We start from the raw sequence: 17,944 nt of genomic DNA on the forward strand, positions 1-17,944 counted from the left end.
ACCTCAGCGTTCGGGGACCAGCCTGACCGGCAGTGGCCCGGTCGACAACACGGCGGCGAGCCCCTTGGCCTCGAACTCGTCGAACGAGCCCGTGATGACGACGCGCCTGAGGGACGGATCGATCTGGCCGACCGAGACCACCCGGTCGTCGATGACGATGGCCATCTTCCCGGAGGGACAGATCGCCTGGCGCTCGATGCAGGCACCGACCGCGTCGAGCAGCGGGGTGAGGTCGACGCCGAACCGGGGGACCACCACCCACCCGCCGGCCTCGGCCGCCGCCGTCGCGCTCGCGATTCCGTTCTCGAGCACCGGGGGGCCGAGCACGAGCGGCGAACCGTCGGGACCCACGGTGGTCATGCCCGTGATCGGGGTGGCACCACCTGCTGGGCCCTCGGCGAGCAAGGGCCGGAACGCCAGCGCGCCCACCGTGGTGACGGTGTCGACCAGGCGCCGCGCGGTAGGGGTCGAGCCTTCCGGCAGCCGGATCACGAGTGTTGCGCCGTCCACGGATACGTCCGCGCCATTCATGCCCGACCGCCGGAGGCGATCGGCGACCGTGGCCGCGATCGGCGCCAAGGGAGGCGCGCCCGCCTGATCCCCGTCGACCCGGAAACGGACCACCCGCTCTTCGGTGGTGAGGGTGGTGACGGTGCCTTCCTCCTCACCGGCACGGCCGTTCGTGCTCCCGCAGGCTACGGCGCCCATCACGACGAGCACCACGAGAAGGGTTGATCGCACGCGTCTCACGATTCCTCCGCTGGCGGGGCGAGGTCGACGACCCGGGTCCACGTCGGGAAGCTGATGTGGGCGGCCCCGAGTCGCTCGACGATCCGGTTCCGGGCCTGGAGCTCCTCGAGGCACGGTCGGGCTCGATCGACGCTGCCCACCATGGCGATGTAGTCGGCGACAGTCAGCAGCAGCGGTCCGGCGGTCGCATCCGCGTCACCCTCACGCAGCACCGCATCGACCTCGAGCGTGGGCCGGCACGGGTTCGCCGGATCGATGCACCAGCAGTGGTACACCACACCCTCGAACACCGAGCTCGCCCGGATGCGCATCGGGTCAGTCTGCCCCACTGGTGGTGCTGCCGGGGCAGGGCAGCGAGGATGGTCGGTGATGGACACCGTCCCCGACGGCGAGGAGAGGTTGGGGCAGCTCGCCCGGGAGCTGGCGCACGGCATCGACCAGGCGATCGCCCCCTGGGTCGAGCGCAGCGTGCAGCGGGTGCTCGAGGCGTGGACCACCCAGGCCGGCCGGGGCCAGGCCCCCGACCCGGTCGTGCTGGCGACCGCGGCCGAAGCCGGGCGGCGGGCGCGTCGCGAGATCGTCCCCCGGGTGCGAGACGTCCTGCTCACCGACGTCGACCGCCAACGGACGACTCCCCTGGCGATCCTACGCACCGCCGTGCGCTACCCGACGGAGGTGCTACGTGCCGCGGGCGTCCCCCCGGTCGCTCGTGACCCGGTGGCTCGCCGGCAGTTCCCCGACGACGACTACGACCTGGTTCCCGGTTCCTTCGGTGACCTCGATCCGGCGTTGCACGATCTCGGCATCGCCTGGGGCGCGGCCAAGGCCTTCGTGTTCATGCAGCGGCGCCGTCGCGGCGAGTCAACGTGACCAGGGGTGCATAGCGTCGTCGGCGGACGTGACGCGGGGGTCTCAGTCGTCATCCGGCTCGGTGATCTGCCAGCCGGTGTCGCTCACGGCACGAGGCTCGAAGAACACGCAGTCCTGCGGGCAGGCGAACGGCATGTCTTCGTTGACCCCCAGGCGGCAGCGTTGGAAGACGTCGCCCGTCGGTGTGCTCCGGCTGGAGTAGTGGCGGCAGTCCTCACGCACCCCCATGAGCGCAGTCTTGCAGATGGTCAACCTGGCGGCTTCGACCCCGCACGGCGCGAGCGATCGCCGATCCCTCCTACCCTCTCCCCATGGCAGAGCGACTGGTGGTGATCGGCGCCGATGCGGGGAGCATGACCGCCGCATCGCAGGCCAAGCGGATGCGACCCGATCTGGAGGTCGTGGCCCTGGAGCGAGGGACCCGCACCAGCTTCGCGGCGTGTGGCATCCCGTTCTTCATCGGAGGTGAGGTCACCTCGCTCGACGCGCTGGTGGCTCGGACCCCCGACGAGCACGTGGCCCGAGGCATCGACGTGCGCCTGCGGCACGAGGTCACCGAGATCGACCTGGGGGCCCGGTCGGTGCGTGCTCGACGACTCGATCAGGGCGACGAGGTGACCATCGGCTTCGACCAACTCGTGATCGGCACGGGCGCCCGACCGCTCCGCCCGCCTATCCCCGGCCTGGATGATCGGTCGTTCGTGTTCGGTGTGCAGAACCTCGACGACGCCGAGGTGCTGATGCACCATGCCCGCAGCATCGATGCGCGGGACGTGGTGGTGGTCGGTGGGGGCTACGTCGGGTTGGAGATGGCCGAGGCGTTCTGCCATCGAGGAGCGTCGGTGACCGTGGTCGACATCGCACCGCAGGTCATGGGCACCCTCGACCCCGACATGGCCGACCTGATCGTCGCTGCGATGCAAGGTGACGGGATCGAGGTGCGGACCGGTACGCAGGTGGAAGCCGTGGAGCCTGGTCGGGTGCACACCTCCGACGGTGAGCTCCCCGCGGATCTCGTCGTGTTGGGCCTGGGGGTCACCCCGAACAGCGAGCTGGCAGGCGCAGCTGGCCTCGAGCTCGGGGTGCGCAACGCCATCCGGGTCGATCGCCAGCAGCGCACCAGCGCTGCGGGCGTGTGGGCTGCCGGGGACTGCTGCGAGTCGATGCACCGGGTCAGTGGGCGGCCGACGTTCGTCGCCCTGGGTACGGTCGCCAACCGACAGAGCCGGGTGGCGGGGATCAACATCGGCGGTGGCTACGCCACGTTCCCCGGTGTGCTGGGCAGCGCGGTGACCAAGATCTGCGAGACCGAGGTGGGCCGCACCGGTCTCAACGAGCGGGAGGCGACGGAGGCCGGCTTCCGGTTCGACACGGCCCGCGTCCGGACCACGACCCGTTCCAGGTACTTCCCGGGCTCGACCCCGATCACGGTGAAGCTGCTCGCCGAGCGAGGTACGGGTCGGCTGCTGGGCGGTCAGATCGTCGGTGGTCCGGGATCGGCCAAACGGATCGACACGGTGGCCACCGCGCTGTGGAACGGGATGCACGCCGACGAGCTGATCAACCTCGACCTGTCCTACGCGCCCCCCTTCTCGCCGGTGTGGGACCCGGTCCAGGTAGCGGCCCGCCAGCTCGCCTGAGCAGCCGCGGCTCACCGCCGGCCGGGCTGGCGGGCGCGGTTCACACGATGGAAACAATCAGGGAACCGTCGGGAAACAACATGTCGCCATCCTTTCCGCTGTCTTGCTGACGGCTGAGCGGGCGTCTCCGCTCACGACAGGGAAGGGAGTCGTGCGGCATGGAATCGGCGCTCGACAGCGGCAACACCGCGTGGATGCTGGCAGCAACCGCCCTGGTGCTGTTCATGACGCCGGGCCTCGCCCTCTTCTACGGCGGGATGGTCCGAGCGAAGAACATGCTCGGGATGCTCATGCAGAACGTCTTCGCCATGGGGCTGATGGCGGTGCTGTGGGTGCTGATCGGCTACACGCTGGCCTTCGGCGGCACCGGCGCGCTGGTCGGCAACCTCGACTTCGCGGGCTTCAAGGACGTCGGCATGGGGGTGATGGAGGGTCTCACGATCCCGGTCATCTTGTTCGCCGCCTTCCAGATGACCTTCGCCATCATCACCCCGGCGCTCATCACGGGAGCCACGGCCGATCGCATGAAGTTCGGCGCGTACGCGCTGTTCATCGGCATCTGGTTGCTCGTCGTCTACTCGCCGGTCGCCCACTGGGTGTGGGGTGGTGGCTGGGTCTTCGACATGGGGGCCCTCGACTTCGCCGGTGGAGCCGTGGTGCACATCAACGCCGGCGCGGCCGCTCTGGCGATGGCCATCCTGCTCGGCAAGCGCAAGGGTTGGCCGAAGGAGGGCATGCACCCCCACTCGCTCCCACTCACGCTGGTCGGCACCGGGATCCTGTGGTTCGGCTGGGCAGGCTTCAACGCAGGGTCCGCGCTCGCCGCTGACGGGCTTGCCGCGCAGGCCATCCTCAACACGTTCGTCGCCGCGTCGGCGGCGATGCTGGGATGGGTGCTCGCCGAGTGGGCCAAGGACGGCCAGCCGACCACGCTCGGTGCAGCATCGGGCGCGGTCGCAGGACTCGTCGCCATCACCCCGTGTGCCGGTTTCGTCGGCGCGGTGCCCTCGATCCTGATCGGGTTCATCGCCGGCATCGTGTGCCTGTTCGCCATTCAGTTGAAGTACCGGTTCGGCTATGACGACTCCCTCGACGTGGTCGGCATCCACCTCGTCGGTGGGCTCACCGGGGCGCTGCTCCTCGGTCTGTTCGCCGACACCGCCATCAACCCGGCCGGTGCGGACGGCCTCTTCGTGGGTGGCGGCGCCGGGTTGCTGGGCAAGCAGTTCGTGGCCTCCATCGCGGTGCTCGCCTTCTCGTTCGTGACGACCCTCGTCATCGGCAAGGCTCTGGATGTCATCGTGGGCCTGCGGGTGACACCCGAGGAAGAGGATCAAGGGCTTGATCTCAGCCAACATGCCGAGACCGCCTACAACTTCGGCGATGTCGCATCGATGGGCCGGATCGGGTAGGGAGGAGCAATCGCATGAAGCTGATCACTGCGATCATCAAGCCGCACAAGCTCGACGACGTGAAGGACGCTCTGAAGGAGGCGGGCGTCCAGGGCCTCACGGTCGACGAGGTGAAGGGCTTCGGTCGCCAGGGCGGCCACACCGAGGTCTACCGCGGCGCCGAGTACACCGTCGACCTCCTGCCGAAGGTCAGGATCGAGGTGGTGGTCGACGACGCGGACGCCGAGCGGCTCGCGGAGCTGATCGTCGGTGCGGCCAGGACGGGCAAGATCGGTGACGGCAAGGTGTGGATCACCCCCGTCGACCGGGTGGTGCGGATCCGCACCGGCGAGCGCGATGTCGATGCGGTCTGATCCGGCGACCGGTTCGTAGGAAGGTCCGTGCCACCCACCCTGGAACGCCAGGCGCTGCTCGGCGACCCGCAGCTCGCGGGAGTCGAGCTGTGCCGCGCCTACAGCGATCTGGTCGACCGGTGGTTGGCAGAGCTCTACGAGGTCGAGGTGGACAGGGTCGACGGGGTGGCCCTGGTGGCTGTCGGCGGGTACGGGCGTTCCGAGCTCTCCCCCGAGAGCGACATCGACCTGCTCCTCCTCCACGACGGGATCGGACCCATCGGCGAGATCGCGGAACGGATCTGGTACCCGATCTGGGACGCTGGCTTGAAGCTCGGTCATGCTGTGCGGACTCCGAAGGAGGCGCTGCGCCTCGCGGCCGACGACCTCGACACGGCCACCTCGATGCTGTCGCTGCGTCCCGTTGCCGGTGATCGTGCGTTGGCGGAGGACGTCGCGTCCAAGTCGAGGACGCTGTGGGCCAAGCGAGCGAAACGCTGGCTCGCCGAGCTGAGTCGCTCGGTGAAGCAACGGCATGCCGTCGCGGGCGAGGTCGCGTTCCTCCTCGAGCCGGACCTGAAGGACGGTCGGGGCGGGCTGCGCGACGTCCATGCCATCCGATGGGCGGAGGCGGCTCGCACGGTCATGCTCGAGGGAGACGACGCCGGGCTGGCGGAGGCCTACGACACGATCCTCTCGGCGCGGGTCGAGCTCCATCGGCGAACCGGACGCCGGGGTGATCGCTTGGTGCTCGAGGAGCAGGACGGTGTGGCCGACGCACTCGGCTACCCGAGCGCCGATGAGCTGATGCGGGCGGTGTCCTCCGCCGCCAGGCGCATCGCCTGGACCAGCGACGAGGTGTGGGACCGGGTCGACTCGTCATTGGCCGGTCCCCTGCGCTCGCGCCTGGTGCGCGACCGGGAGGTGGCGCCGGGTGTGGTCCTGCGCGACGGCATCGTGGAGCTCCACCGCTTCGCCGACCCCGGGGCGGACCCGCTGCTGGGCTTGCGAGTGGCCGTCGCCGCGGCGACCCACGCCACCCGGATCGAGCGCCGGACGCTCAACCGCCTGGCCGGTGAAGCCCCCGCGCTGGGGGACCCGTGGCCCGACGGGGCCCGATCGCTACTGGTGGAGCTGCTGCTCGCCGGTCAGCCCGCCATCGCGGTCATCGAGTCGCTCGACCAGCGGGGCATCTGGGTGCGGGTGCTGCCCGAGTGGGCCAGGGTGCGGTGCCGGTCGCAACGCAACGCCTACCACACCTTCACGGTCGACCGGCACCTCTGCCAAGCAGCGGTCAACGCGGCCGCCCTGGCGGAGCGGGTGGATCGCCCGGACCTGCTCGTGGTCGGCGCGCTCCTCCACGACATCGGCAAGGGTGAGCCCGGCGATCACACCGAAGCAGGTATCGAGCTCGTGGGGCGCATCGGCCCCCGGATGGGTTTCCCACCCGCTGACGTCACGGTGCTGCAGGAGCTGGTCCGCCATCATCTGCTGCTCGCTGATGTCGCGGTGCGGCGCGACCTCTCCGACCCCGGCACGATCGAGCGCGTCGCCAGCCAGGTGCGTTCGCTGTCGACGCTGCGGCTGCTGGCAGCGCTGACCGAAGCCGACTCCCTCGCGACCGGCCCCGCCGCCTGGAACCGCTGGAAGGCCGAGCTGGTGGGCGAGCTGGTGGACCGGGTCGCGCACGTCCTCGGCGGCGGAGAGCCCTCGGAGGTCACGACGACCGATCGCTTCCCCTCCGAGGCGCAACGGGCCCGGATGGGGGAGGGGCGGCGCGTCATCGAAGCCTCCGGTGATGACCTCCTGGTGATCGCCGAGGATCGACCAGGCATGTTCAGCCGGGTTGCCGGCGCGCTGGCGCTGAACGGCCTCGACGTGCTCGAGGCCGCGGCCCACTCGGATGACGCCGGCATGGCGATCGAGACCTTCAGGGTGCAGAGCGCCTTCGGTTCGGTGATCCCCTGGGAACGGGTGGTCACGGACATCGAGAAAGCTCTCGAAGGGAAGTTGGCGCTGCACGCCCGGCTGGAGGAGCGGGCGAGGATCTACCGGCGGGATCGCATCCCGGCGCTGGCGCCCGATCCACCGTCGGTGCTCGTCGACAACGACATCTCGACGGTGGCGACGGTGATCGAGGTGAAGGCCCCGGATGCCGTCGGCGTCCTCTACAAGATCACCCGGGCCATCGCCGAGCTCGATCTCGACCTGCGCTCCGCCAAGGTCCAGACCCTCGGGGCGGAGGTGATCGACTCCTTCTACGTGTGCGACCGCTCGGGCGGCAAGGTGACCGATCCGAACCACCTCGTGGAGCTCGAGCGCGCCATCCTGCACGCGTTGGCGGGCTGAGCCGGTCCCCGTCGCCGTCGCTCGCGGGGCGGGTGGTGACAGGCTCGCATTAGCGTGCAGGCGATGGATCGACGGGTGACGGCTCAGGACCTCCTGCGTTGGAGCGAGGCGCTCGCCGGCATCGCCCGCACCGGTCTCGGCTTCACCGACAACCCCTACGAGCGTGAACGTTTCGAGGAGGTGCTCTCGGTCGCGGCCGACATCCGCCACGCGGCCCGATCCGACATCGACCACGACCAGGTGGTGTCTGAGTGGATGACGACGACTGGCACCGGCGTCGCCGGTTACCAGACCCCGAAGATCGCGGTGGGTGCCGTGGTGGGCAACGACCGCGGGGAGATCCTCCTGGTGAAGCGGGCCGACTCGGGGATCTGGCTCTACCCGACCGGTTGGGCCGACATCGGCTACTCCGCGTCGGAGGTGGCGGTGAAGGAGGTGAAGGAGGAGACGGGTATCGACTGCGAGGTCCGGCGGTTGATCGGTCTGTTCGACGGGTTGCGCCTCGGTTTCACCCAGATCCCCCTGTACTCGCTGGTCTTCCACTGCCACGCGGTCGGAGGAGAGCTGGAGCCACATCCCCTCGAGTGTGCGGACGTCGGTTGGTTCTCTGAGGGCGACCTGCCCCCGCACGTGGCCGGAGCCGACCACTGGGCGGATCACGCGTTCCGGGCGATCAGGGGAGAACCGCTCGACGTGCTCTACGACCAGCCGCGGATGCCTCCGTGGCGGGCCGACGACCCATCACCTGACGACTCACCATCTCGAACGACGTAGTCCAGGACGCGATCGACACCGCGTCGGAGAACAGGGGGATCCATGGCTGAGCTTCCATCTGCGAGTGAAGCGGCAGATGCCGTTCGCCGGGGGGAGATGAGCGCTCAAACCTTGCTCGAGGAGTGCCTGGCGGCCATCGATGAACGCAACGACGTGCTGAACGCGTTCGTGTACCTGGACGCCGAGGGGGCCCGGGCCCGGGCGGCGGAGATCGACGATCAGGTCCGCCGGGGAGAGGACCCGGGGCCGTTCGCGGGTGTGCCGTTCGGCGTCAAGGACCTCGAGGACTGCGCGGGGATGCCGACCTCGCACGGGTCGCTGCTGTACAAGAACGCTCCGCCGGTCAGCGAGGACTCCATCCATGTAGCTCGTCTCCGGGCCGCGGGGGCGGTGTTCGTGGGCAAGACCGCCGCGCCCGAGTTCGGCACCATCCAGTTCACCCGCACCAAGGCCTGGGGAGTGACCCGCAACCCCTGGGACACCGAACGAACCCCGGGAGGATCGAGCGGCGGTTCGGCGGCCGCGGTCGCCGGTGGGCTGGTTCCCATCGCCACCGCCAGCGACGGCGGCGGCTCCACCCGGATCCCCGCAGCGTTCAGCGGGCTGGTCGGCATGAAGCCGAGCTACGGCCGCATCCCCCATCCCACCGCCGATCCGTCGCAGACAGCCGTGTACGGGGTGGAGGCGGTGTCGGTGGCTGACGCGGCCCGGCACCTCGACGTCACCGCGGGCCCACACGACGCTGATCGCGCATCCCTGCCGCCGGCGGGGCTCCGTTACCAGGACGCCATGGAGACCCTCGACGTCTCGGGACTGCGCGTCGGCTGGTCGGAGGATCTCGGCTTCGCGGTCGTCGATCCCGAGGTGCTCGAGCTCACCCGTGCCTCGGCGGAAGCGCTGGCTCAGGCCGCCGGGACCGAGCTCGTCGAGTACCCGGTCCGCCTCACGGACCCGATCCGCACCTGGCTGCAGGCCGGGTCGGTCACCCTGTGGCTGGACATCGAGGAGAGCGAGCACTACCCGGCTCGCCTGGACGACCTCACCCCGTTCGTGCGCTTCAGCCTGGAGACGAGCTACGAGCGTCCGGTTCGCACGCTGGTGCCGGGACTGCGTCGCCGGCTCCAGCTCGAGGCCGACGTGGCCCGGATCTTCCAGGACGTCGACGTGCTCCTGACCCCAACCACGGCCGTGCCGGCCTTCGACGCTGCGGGCCCATCGCCGACCACGATCGCCGGCGAGGACCTGGTCGAGCGGTTCGGCCCCTTGGCGGCGGGGGCGATGAGCGTGCCGTTCACGATGCTGGCCAACCTCTGCTGGAACCCCGCCTGCTCGCTGCCTGCCGGGATCAGTTCCGACGGGCTGCCGGTGGGGTTGCAGATCATCGGGCGCCGCCACGCGGACGACGTGGTGCTGCGGCTCGCCAGGTTGCTGGAGCAGACCCGGCCCTGGCCCCGGCACGCGCCCATGGGGCGGGCTTAGAACGAGACGCCCGAGGGCGCCGGTCAATCCTGGTCGCGCAGGAAGCGTTCGACCTCTTCGACCAGGGTCGAGCCGTCGTCGAGCAGTCTCGGCTCCTCCTCGTCGAAACGCTCTTCGAGCTGCCGCACGTAGTCGCGGGTCTCCTCGTCGTCGTCGACCAGCGAGCTGACTTCGTCTTCGTAGTCGCGAGCGGCTTGTTTCAGCTCGGTGAGATCGAGGGAGACCTGCAACAGGCGTGAGGCCCGATCGACGAGGGCCAGGGTGGCCTTGGGTGAGGGCGAAGCGGGGACGTAGGTGGGCACGGCGGCCCACAGCGACGACGACGGCAACCCCGCTTCCCGTGACAGCGCCTGGAGCACGCCGGTGATCCCGGTCGGGCCCTCGTAGCGTGACGGGAGCAGGCCGAGCTCGCGGGCGGTGTCGGCATCGTGGCCCACGCCGAAGACCGAGACCGGCCGCGAGTGCGGGACTTCGGCGAGCAGCGCGCCGAAGGTGACGACGCGCCGGGTGTCGAAGGCGCGGGCCACGCCGATGATCTGCTCGCAGAACGTGCGCCACCGCAGCTGTGGCTCGGGCGCCACCAGGAGGATCACGTCCAGGTCGGACCCGGGGACGGTCGTGGCGGAGAACTCGATCTCCGGCCAGAGGATCTCGCGCTCGCCGTGGGCGTCGAACCGGACGAGCGGCCGGGTGGAGGTGAAGTCGTAGAAGAGCTCCGGGTCGACGGCGGCGAAGGGCCGCGCCCGCCACTGCTCGGCCAGCAGGCTCACCGCGCTGCTGGCCGCGTCGCCGGCATCGCTCCAGCCGGAGAAGGCCACGAGCATCACCGGGGCGATCAGCTGAGGCCGGCGGGACCAGTGCACATGCTGGAGACGCGGGCTGCGTCCTTGCGCATCGGCCATGACCTCACCGTACCGGGCGATGGTGGCTCTGCGGGCGGCAGGCCGTTAGCGTGACCGCCGATGAGCGTCGAGATCGTCGAATGCGGGGTTGCCGCCCCCGAGGTGGTGGCGGCGTTGCAGCGCTTGACCCCTCAGCTCTCGTCCTCCAGCCCGCCACCGACCGCGGAGGAGCTGGCAGAGATCGTGGCCTCCCCCGCCACGGTGCTGTTTCTGGCCCGATCCGGCGGGGAGATCGTGGGCAGCTTGACGCTGGCGATCTTTCGCATCCCCACCGGTCTCCGGGCGTGGATCGAGGACGTGGTGGTCGACGAATCGGCCCGAGGACAAGGGGTGGGGGAGGCGCTCAACCGAGCGGCCCTGGAACGTGCACGGGCCGCGGGGGCACGCACCGTCGATCTGACCTCCCGCCCCAGCCGGGAGGCCGCCAACCGGCTCTACCAGCGGATCGGATTCGTGCGGCGGGAGACCAACGTGTACCGCTTCGAGCTGACCTAGGGCTCGACAGGCGAGCGCGCTCCGGCGTGGCCCCGCCGACCGAGGTCGACGAAACCACGCCGGTAGGGAGCGCGTACCCGCTCAGCGGGTGGCCATCGCGTGCAGCCCACCCGCCGAGACGTCCAGCCAGCCGGTGAGGCTGCCGACCCGGGCGGGTGTCGGCTGGCGAGCGGAGTCATCGGTCAGCCAGGTTTCGATGCTGGTTAGGCCGGGGCCAGGGTCGCCGTTGCCGAGCTGGCCGGCGGGGTTCCACCCCCAGCTCCACAAAGTCCCGTCGACCCGGATGGCGACGGCGAACCCGTAGCCGAGGGCGACCTTCGACCACCCTCCCGGTTCGCCGACCAGCGTCGGGGAGGCCCGAAGGGCGTCACCCGTGGTGCTCGAGGTGCCGAGGCCCAACCCGCCGGCGATGTTGTCGCCCCAGGCGAAGAGCGAGCCTGCCGAGTCGATGGCCATCGAGAAGCCGCCGTCGATGGGCGTGCTGCCCGCGACCGCCCGGACCCAATCGGCCTTCGTCCCCACCTGTGTGGGCTGGGGATGGAAGTCGTTGACGCACTGCCACTGGCTGGCGTCCACCGGCGCGGCGCCGAGCCCGAGCTGCCCACGGCAGTTCTGTCCCCACGCGTACAGCCGGCCGTCGTCAGCCACGGCGAGCACGTGGGTCGTCAGCCGGCCTCCGGCACTGACCGATCGCCACGTGCCCGGGATACGGTTCGGCGTGGGATGGGGGTCGTCGTCGATCGTCCCCGTTCCGAGCGCACCAGAGCTGTTGTTCCCCCAGGCCCACAGCGACCCGTCGGCCTTGAGGGCGAAGGAGGTCCCCGACGGGGTTGCCACGATCGAGACCCAGTCCCGGTCCGACCCCACCGGGGTGGGGGTGAACCGCGGTTCGGTGTCGCCCACGCCGAGCTGACCGGAGCTGTTGTTCCCCCAGGCCCACAGCGACCCGTCATTCTGGATGGCGAGCGAGTACGAGTCGCTCGTCTCCACGTCGACCCACCCGCGGCCGCCGGGGAGCTTCACCGGGTTCGGAGCCACCGTCACCGGGTTGCCGGAAGCGTCGAGTGCGCCCAGCCCGTAGGGGTTCACGCCCCACGCCCACATGGTCCCGCCCTTGCGAATGGCGATGGAGTGGGCGGTGCCGCTGGAGATGTCGCTCCAGGCCTGAGAGCCCGGCACCCGGGTCGGCGTGGTGAGCTCCGCGTCGTGCCGGGTCGGCTCCGATTCGGGTGTGAGGGCCATCCTGCCGTTGCCGAGTTGGCCGAACGTGTTGTTGCCCCAGATGTACAACCGTGGATTCACCGGGCCGGCCGACGCGAATGTGGCCGGTGACAGAGCTGCCACGGGGGCGAGCAGTGCGGCGAGCACGAGAGTCGCTCGTCGCCATCGAATCGTCGTGACACGCATGTCGTGCACCTCCAGAGCGGGGCGATCGCCGAGGGGACTGCGTCGCCGGTGATCGATGTGGGAGGGCATCGACGCGCATCGCTCGGGGGTTCAGGCATCACTCGGTGCACCGGAGAGCTTCCTGCGTAACTCGGGAACAGAACGGAAAACTCACCCACCGATCCAGAGGTGACGCATCGCGGGGGGGCGGAGTGGAAGCGGTGCCGCACGACCGATGAAGAACCCTTGTCCGGCTCGCAGGCCCAGCGACCTCAAGGTGTGGAGCTCCTCGAGCGTCTCGATGCCCTCGGCGATCAGGGTGCTGTCGGTCTCGGAGCAGAAGTGCACCAAGGCGCTGATCAGTGACCGCTTGACGGGGGAGCGGTCGACATCGCTGATCAGCTGGCGCTCGAGCTTGAGGACGTCCGGTTCGAGCCACAGGATCCGCTCGAGGCTGGCAACGCCCGCTCCGGCATCGTCCACCGCGACCCGGGCCCCGATCTGCCTGAGTCTGGTCGCGGCGTCGCGGAGGGCCTCGGGGTCGTCGGCGCGCTCGTGCTCGGTGACCTCGACGATCACCCGTGCAGGATCGAACGACTGCAGCTCCCGGAGAAGGCGCGGTGATCGCAGCGCGCTGGGCGACGCGTTGACGGCGACGAACGCACCCTCCGGCAGTGCCGCGGCCCGCTCGACGGCCTCGGCGATGGCGGCGAGCTCGAGGTGGGTACGCAAGCCCACGTGAGCGGCGTCGGCCAGCCATTCGTCGGGCGGGCGGACCGGGGTGGTGGTGAAGCGGGCCAGCGCTTCGGCCCCGATGATGGCTGCGGTCGTGAGATCGACGATCGGTTGGAACACGATCTCGATCGACCGGGAGTCGATGATGGCCTCGATCCGCTGGGCGAGCTGCCGCCGGGCTTCGGCCTGCTCGTGCTCGCCGTGCTCGAGGTGGTCGACCTTCGATGCCAGCATCTGGCGTTCTCGACTCAGCGCGACGTGCTGCATCCTGGTTCGCAACAGGTTCCGCACTCTCAGGGCCAGCTCCGTGTAGTTGATCGGCTTGGTCAGGAAGTCGTGCGCACCGTGGGCGAGCGCCGTCTCCTTCGCCTGTTCGGTCACGTCGGCGGTGACCACCAGGACCGGTACGAAGTCATCGTCGTCGAGACGGCGGGTCAGCTCGTCGAGGAAGGTGATGCCGTCGATGATCGGCATGTGGAGGTCCAGGACCAGCAGGTCGGGTTCGAGCCGGTCGAGGTTGTTCAGCAGGACCCGGGGATCGGTGAGGCCGTCGACGTGCGGGTAGCCCGCACGCTGGAGCATCCGCTTCAACACGAGCACGTTGGTCGGCTCGTCGTCGACGATCACGATGCGGGCCTGGCAGGTGGCGTCTTCGCCGGCGGCGGGGCGGCACGCAGCGAGCGACATGGCTCTCCTCTCGTATCCGGGGCCCCGCGTCGTGCGCTGGTGCGCTCATGGCACCGGGCGCACTGCCGTCCGCCATCCAGCATCGGCGCGCCAGCGGCTCGACGGAATGAGCCGATCAGCTCATCAAGTCCGGTCCCCGGTTGACCGACGCTTCCTTCCGGGTGGCGTTGTGTGTTGGTCCATCTAGCTGGACACGAGCCGGAAGGTTGACGACGCATGGTCACGATCTCCGTGAACACCCCGGTCTCGGACGGCACCGCCCACACCGGGTCGTTCTGTTTGGATCTGGTGCGCTCCCTGGAGCACGAGCTGCGCGGTTCCGTGCACACGATCGCCGGTTTCGCCGGCTTGCTCGGGCAAGGGCCCCTCACCGAGGACCAGCGGTTGGCCGTGGAGTGGATCGACCGTGCCAGCGGCACCATGGCCGTACTGCTCGAGGCCGTGAGCAGGGTGGTGCGAGCCGCGTCGAACCCCTGCCTCGACCTCAGGGAGGTCGATCCGCTGGACGTGATCCACGAGGTGTGCAGGCGGACCACACCGCTGGCTGACGAGCTCGACGTCACCTTGATCGCCGCCGTCGAGTGCGCGGATGCCGTGCTCGGCGATCGGGAGGCCCTGGTGGAGATCCTCGAGCAGCTCGTGCGCAACGGGTTGCAGCACAGCGGGGCCGGGCGGGTCGTGTTGCGAGTCGCCGCGAGCGGGCCCGGGGCGGTGCGGTTCTCGGTGGAGGATCCCGGTCGCGGGATGGGGGAGCTCGAGCTCGGGCGCGTCTTCGATCCCTTCGTCCGTTTCGGGGAACCGGGTCGGGGCAGCGGAGCCGGGTTGGGGCTCACGATCTGCCGGCTGTTGGTGGAGGCTCTCGGTAGCAAGCTGCTGGCCAGTAGCCGGATCGATGTGGGGACGCACCTGTGGTTCGACCTACCGGCGAGCACTTGATTCCTCCGCCCCGTCGGCCGATGGAAGGGTTGATGGGAGCCGCCAGGTGCTCGGAGAGGTCACCATGGGCACCCCGGCCGTGGCCAGTCGCCGATCAGTGATGGGTGCCGCAGTCCTCCTCGTCGACGACGACGCCGCAGCACGTGCGCTGGCGGCGCAGGCCCTCACGATGGAGGGCTTCGAGGTGGCCGAGGCCTCGACCGCGTCGAAGGCTCGGGAGCTGAACGGTTCCCGCCGGTTCGACCTCGTGGTGCTCGACCTCGGCCTGCCTGACGAGCAGGGCCTGGACTGGCTCGTCGAGCTCAGGCGGGTCAGCACGATCCCGGTCATCGTGCTCACCGGGCGGAGCGGGGTGGAGGATCGGGTCGTCGGGCTCCGGCTGGGAGCCGACGACTACCTCGTCAAACCGTTCGCACCGACCGAGCTGTCCGCCAGGGTGACCGCGGTGCTCCGGCGTGCCCGGCCCGCTCCCGTGCAGCGGTCGCTCGACTTCGGCGACCTGGTGATCGACGAGGCGGCGGGTGAGGTCCGGGTGGCGGGGAGGCTGGTCCCGCTCACCCGCAAGGAGTACGAGCTGCTGTGCCACCTGGCGTCTCATCCCCGCCAGGTGTTCTCTCGCGAGCAGTTGCTGGTCTCGGTGTGGAACTCCTCGTCGGAGTGGCAGCACCCGGCTACGGTCACCCAACACGTCCGTCGGGTTCGCCAGAAGGTGGAGGCCGAAGCAGGGGCCACCCCGCGGATCTCCACGATTCGGGGAGTGGGCTACCGCTTCGACCCCTGAGCGGCGGCGGCCCCGGCGAGAGTTTTCCGATTTGTGCTCGTTCGGTCACGCCGCGTTCTCGTCGCTCCGTGAGGATGAGCAGTGTCCCGGTCGAGGTGACGCCGGCGGAGTTCACACAACGCCCCCGCATCCTTCCCGTCCCCCGCAGGCGTCACCTCGACCGGGTCCATCCCCCCCCGTGACGTGGACCCCGTCGGCGTGTCGGTCGAGGTCGTTCGGGTTTGTATGCGGGTGCCGCCGGTCGGGTTGGCCTTGGCGAACTCGATGATCGCGTCAGCAGGTGGCCGACCCTTGCCCGGGCCCGCGGCGGCGGGTCGACGCGTGAGCGGCCGAGAGATCGCTTGCCTGGAGATGCCGGCCACCCGGGTGACCACTATGGGTCGACGTCCGTGAGCGATCACTGCCCGGGCTGTGGACACACGGATGTTCACGTCCAGTCCCGCGAGAGTTCCCCCGCCACCTCCAACGCATAGGTCTGCTTCCCGAACGTCCACTGCAGCTTCCGCTTCTTCGCGTCATGAAGCCTCCGTGTCGCGCGGGTCGCGGCCCTTGTCGCGCGGCGTCGCCAACGTGGCCTTGCCACCCTCGAGCAGCCGATCCCGGCACTCAGGTCGTGAAGCGCGCAAACGTTGCCTGACGCGGATGCCGCCCGACGCACCGTCGCACCTCGCCGGACACCGGCGCCGGGGTGAGGGTCGCCGTCGCAGGGCCCGTCGGCGTGCCAGGATTGGGCTCGGCTCTCGCCGGAACCACCCACCCGCCCGATGAAGCGCTGGCTCCCACTGATCGCCCTCGCGGCCGCGCAGTTCGTGATGGTCCTCGACCAGTCCGTCATGAACGTGTCGATCAGCCGCCTCGTCGACGAGCTCGACACCACGGTCACCACCATCCAGGCGGTCATCACCCTCTACTGCCTGGTGATGGCCATGTGCATGCTGACCGGGGGCAAGGTCGGCGACATCGTCGGCCGGCGCCGGACGTTCGTCATCGGTCTCGTCGTCTACGCGTGCGGGTCGGCGCTCACCGCGGCGGCACCCACGGTGGGCGTGCTCATCGTCGGCTGGTCGGTCCTGGAAGGCATGGGCGCGGCACTGGTGATGCCTGCCATGGCCGCGCTCACCGCCGGGAACTTCGAGGGCGCGCAGCGCAAGGCCGCCTACGCGGTGCTCGGCGGCGTGGCCGGCGCCGGGATCGCCGTCGGACCGATCCTCGGGGGATGGGCCACCACCGAGCTGTCCTGGCGGGTGGTGTTCGCCGGCGAGGTCGTGCTCGTCGTGGGCATCCTGGTGATGACCCGCTTCGTGGCCGACGCCGCAGGAGCCCGGTCGCGGCCGCGGCTCGACGGCGTCGGGTCCGTGCTGTCCGCCGCCGGCCTCGGCGCCGTCGTCCTCGGGATCCTGCAGTCGAGCACCTGGGGCCTCGTCGCGCCGAAGAGCTCACCGGTCGAGCCGTTCGGGTTCTCCCTGGCCCCGTTCGTGATCGCCGCCGGCGTGGTCCTGCTGTGGGGATTCGTCCGCTGGCAGCGCCGCCGTGAAGCGACCGGCACCGACCCGCTCGTGCACCTCGACCTCCTGCAGGTCCCGCCGCTGCGCGCAGGCCTCGCCGGCCTGGTGACCCAGAACCTCATCCTCATGGGGGTGTTCTTCGTCGTGCCGCTGTACCTGCAGCTGGTGATCGGCCTCGACGCCCTCGCCACCGGCATCCGGATGCTGCCCGTGTCGATCGCGATGTTCCTCGCCTCCGCGGCCGGCTCCCGCCTGTCCTCGCGCTACCCCGTGCGATCCGTCGTGCGGGCCGGCCTGGGGACCATCCTCGTCGCCGTCCTGGCCCTGCTCACCACGGTCGAACCGCAGCTCGCGCGACCCGGCTTCGCGCTGGCCATGGGCCTGCTCGGAGTGGGCATGGGGCTGATGGCATCGCAGCTCGGCAACGTCGTGCAGTCCTCGGTCGACGCCTCCGGGCGGGGTGAGGCCGGTGGCCTGCAGTACACCGGCCAGCAGCTCGGCTCCTCCCTCGGGGTCGCCCTGGTCGGCGCCATCGTGCTCGCCGGCCTGACCGGCGCGTTCGTGGCGAAGGTGGACGCCGACGACCGCATCGGCGACGAGGTGACCACCCGGGTGATCACCGCGGCAGAGCCGGGCGTCGAGTTCGTCACCGCCGACCAGGTCGAAGCAGCCCTCCTCGCCGCCGGCATCGACGCGCCCACCACCCAGGCCGTCGTCGACAACTACGAGCAAGCCCAACTCCAGGCCCTCAAAGCCGGGCTCCTGGCCGCAGCGTTCCTGGCCCTCGTGTCGCTGTCGTTCACCCGCGACCTTCCCCACACCGTGCCCGCCCCGGCGGGCGCGCGCCTGCCCGCCCACGACGGGAGCTGATCCCCCCCCCAGCGAGGAGGGCCGCCGGCGTTGAGGCGCGG

General features: G+C 70.2%; 17 protein-coding genes. 11 read left to right on the plus strand and 6 right to left on the minus strand.

The features are described 5' to 3' along the window. Positions 1 to 3: 3 nt before the first annotated feature. Both HZF19_RS04895 and HZF19_RS04900 read right to left on the minus strand, forming a co-directional pair. Positions 4 to 741: a SecDF P1 head subdomain-containing protein gene (locus tag HZF19_RS04895; protein ID WP_208027633.1), complete on the minus strand. Its 738-nt coding sequence runs from the start codon at positions 739 to 741 to the stop codon at positions 4 to 6. A 5-nt stretch (positions 742 to 746) separates the two neighbouring features. Continuing rightward, positions 747 to 1,061 (minus strand): hypothetical protein, encoded by a 315-nt coding sequence (locus HZF19_RS04900; protein ID WP_208027634.1) that lies wholly within the window; start codon positions 1,059 to 1,061, stop codon positions 747 to 749. Between the two features lie 58 nt (positions 1,062 to 1,119). On the opposite strand from HZF19_RS04900, the gene HZF19_RS04905 reads away from it, so the two are divergent. Then, the gene (locus tag HZF19_RS04905) at positions 1,120 to 1,620 is read left to right on the plus strand and encodes a hypothetical protein (RefSeq protein WP_208027635.1); all 501 of its coding nucleotides are present in this window, start codon (positions 1,120 to 1,122) and stop codon (positions 1,618 to 1,620) included. A 42-nt stretch (positions 1,621 to 1,662) separates the two neighbouring features. Here HZF19_RS04905 and HZF19_RS04910 read toward each other — a convergent pair whose 3' ends face one another. After that, a complete protein-coding gene (locus tag HZF19_RS04910) occupies positions 1,663 to 1,848 on the minus strand; it encodes a hypothetical protein (protein ID WP_208027636.1) in 186 nt (61 codons plus the stop codon). A gap of 83 nt (positions 1,849 to 1,931) precedes the next feature. On the opposite strand from HZF19_RS04910, the gene HZF19_RS04915 reads away from it, so the two are divergent. From HZF19_RS04915 to HZF19_RS04940, 6 genes are all read left to right on the plus strand, one after another. Further along, positions 1,932 to 3,260, plus strand: coding sequence for an FAD-dependent oxidoreductase (locus tag HZF19_RS04915; protein ID WP_208027637.1), 1,329 nt, complete (start codon positions 1,932 to 1,934; stop codon positions 3,258 to 3,260). A gap of 158 nt (positions 3,261 to 3,418) precedes the next feature. Continuing rightward, entirely contained in the window at positions 3,419 to 4,672 is a 1,254-nt protein-coding gene (locus HZF19_RS04920) for an ammonium transporter (protein WP_235979350.1), read from the plus strand. A 14-nt stretch (positions 4,673 to 4,686) separates the two neighbouring features. After that, a complete protein-coding gene (locus HZF19_RS04925; protein WP_208027638.1) occupies positions 4,687 to 5,025 on the plus strand; it encodes a P-II family nitrogen regulator in 339 nt (112 codons plus the stop codon). 27 nt (positions 5,026 to 5,052) lie between these two features. Continuing rightward, on the plus strand, positions 5,053 to 7,353 hold the full coding sequence (locus HZF19_RS04930) for a [protein-PII] uridylyltransferase (RefSeq protein ID WP_208027639.1): 2,301 nt from the start codon (positions 5,053 to 5,055) through the stop codon (positions 7,351 to 7,353). A gap of 63 nt (positions 7,354 to 7,416) precedes the next feature. Next, positions 7,417 to 8,127: an NUDIX hydrolase N-terminal domain-containing protein gene (locus HZF19_RS04935; protein WP_208027640.1), complete on the plus strand. Its 711-nt coding sequence runs from the start codon at positions 7,417 to 7,419 to the stop codon at positions 8,125 to 8,127. A 96-nt stretch (positions 8,128 to 8,223) separates the two neighbouring features. Beyond that, entirely contained in the window at positions 8,224 to 9,606 is a 1,383-nt protein-coding gene (locus tag HZF19_RS04940; protein ID WP_208027641.1) for an amidase, read from the plus strand. Positions 9,607 to 9,629: 23 nt separating this feature from the next. Here the strand turns inward: HZF19_RS04940 and HZF19_RS04945 are convergent, their stop codons facing one another. Further along, the gene (locus tag HZF19_RS04945) at positions 9,630 to 10,508 is read right to left on the minus strand and encodes a PAC2 family protein (RefSeq protein WP_208027642.1); all 879 of its coding nucleotides are present in this window, start codon (positions 10,506 to 10,508) and stop codon (positions 9,630 to 9,632) included. Between the two features lie 60 nt (positions 10,509 to 10,568). Here HZF19_RS04945 and HZF19_RS04950 point away from each other — a divergent pair, with 60 nt between their 5' ends. Further along, positions 10,569 to 11,003, plus strand: coding sequence for a GNAT family N-acetyltransferase (locus tag HZF19_RS04950; protein WP_208027643.1), 435 nt, complete (start codon positions 10,569 to 10,571; stop codon positions 11,001 to 11,003). Positions 11,004 to 11,084: 81 nt separating this feature from the next. Here the strand turns inward: HZF19_RS04950 and HZF19_RS04955 are convergent, their stop codons facing one another. Next, a complete protein-coding gene (locus HZF19_RS04955) occupies positions 11,085 to 12,305 on the minus strand; it encodes an RCC1-like domain-containing protein (protein WP_208027644.1) in 1,221 nt (406 codons plus the stop codon). 255 nt (positions 12,306 to 12,560) lie between these two features. Then, positions 12,561 to 13,811, minus strand: coding sequence for an EAL domain-containing response regulator (locus HZF19_RS04960; RefSeq protein WP_208027645.1), 1,251 nt, complete (start codon positions 13,809 to 13,811; stop codon positions 12,561 to 12,563). A gap of 216 nt (positions 13,812 to 14,027) precedes the next feature. Here HZF19_RS04960 and HZF19_RS04965 point away from each other — a divergent pair, with 216 nt between their 5' ends. The 3 genes from HZF19_RS04965 to HZF19_RS04975 all read left to right on the plus strand — a co-directional run bounded on the left by HZF19_RS04965 (position 14,028) and on the right by HZF19_RS04975 (position 17,903). Further along, positions 14,028 to 14,747, plus strand: coding sequence for a sensor histidine kinase (locus HZF19_RS04965; RefSeq protein WP_208027646.1), 720 nt, complete (start codon positions 14,028 to 14,030; stop codon positions 14,745 to 14,747). A gap of 64 nt (positions 14,748 to 14,811) precedes the next feature. Further along, a complete protein-coding gene (locus HZF19_RS04970; protein WP_372443437.1) occupies positions 14,812 to 15,528 on the plus strand; it encodes a response regulator transcription factor in 717 nt (238 codons plus the stop codon). A 764-nt stretch (positions 15,529 to 16,292) separates the two neighbouring features. Next, the gene (locus HZF19_RS04975) at positions 16,293 to 17,903 is read left to right on the plus strand and encodes an MFS transporter (RefSeq protein ID WP_208027647.1); all 1,611 of its coding nucleotides are present in this window, start codon (positions 16,293 to 16,295) and stop codon (positions 17,901 to 17,903) included. Positions 17,904 to 17,944: the final 41 nt, after the last annotated feature.

The organism is Rhabdothermincola sediminis, assembly GCF_014805525.1.
In the GTDB taxonomy this organism is placed as follows: domain Bacteria; phylum Actinomycetota; class Acidimicrobiia; order Acidimicrobiales; family Acidimicrobilacustridaceae; genus Rhabdothermincola; species Rhabdothermincola sediminis.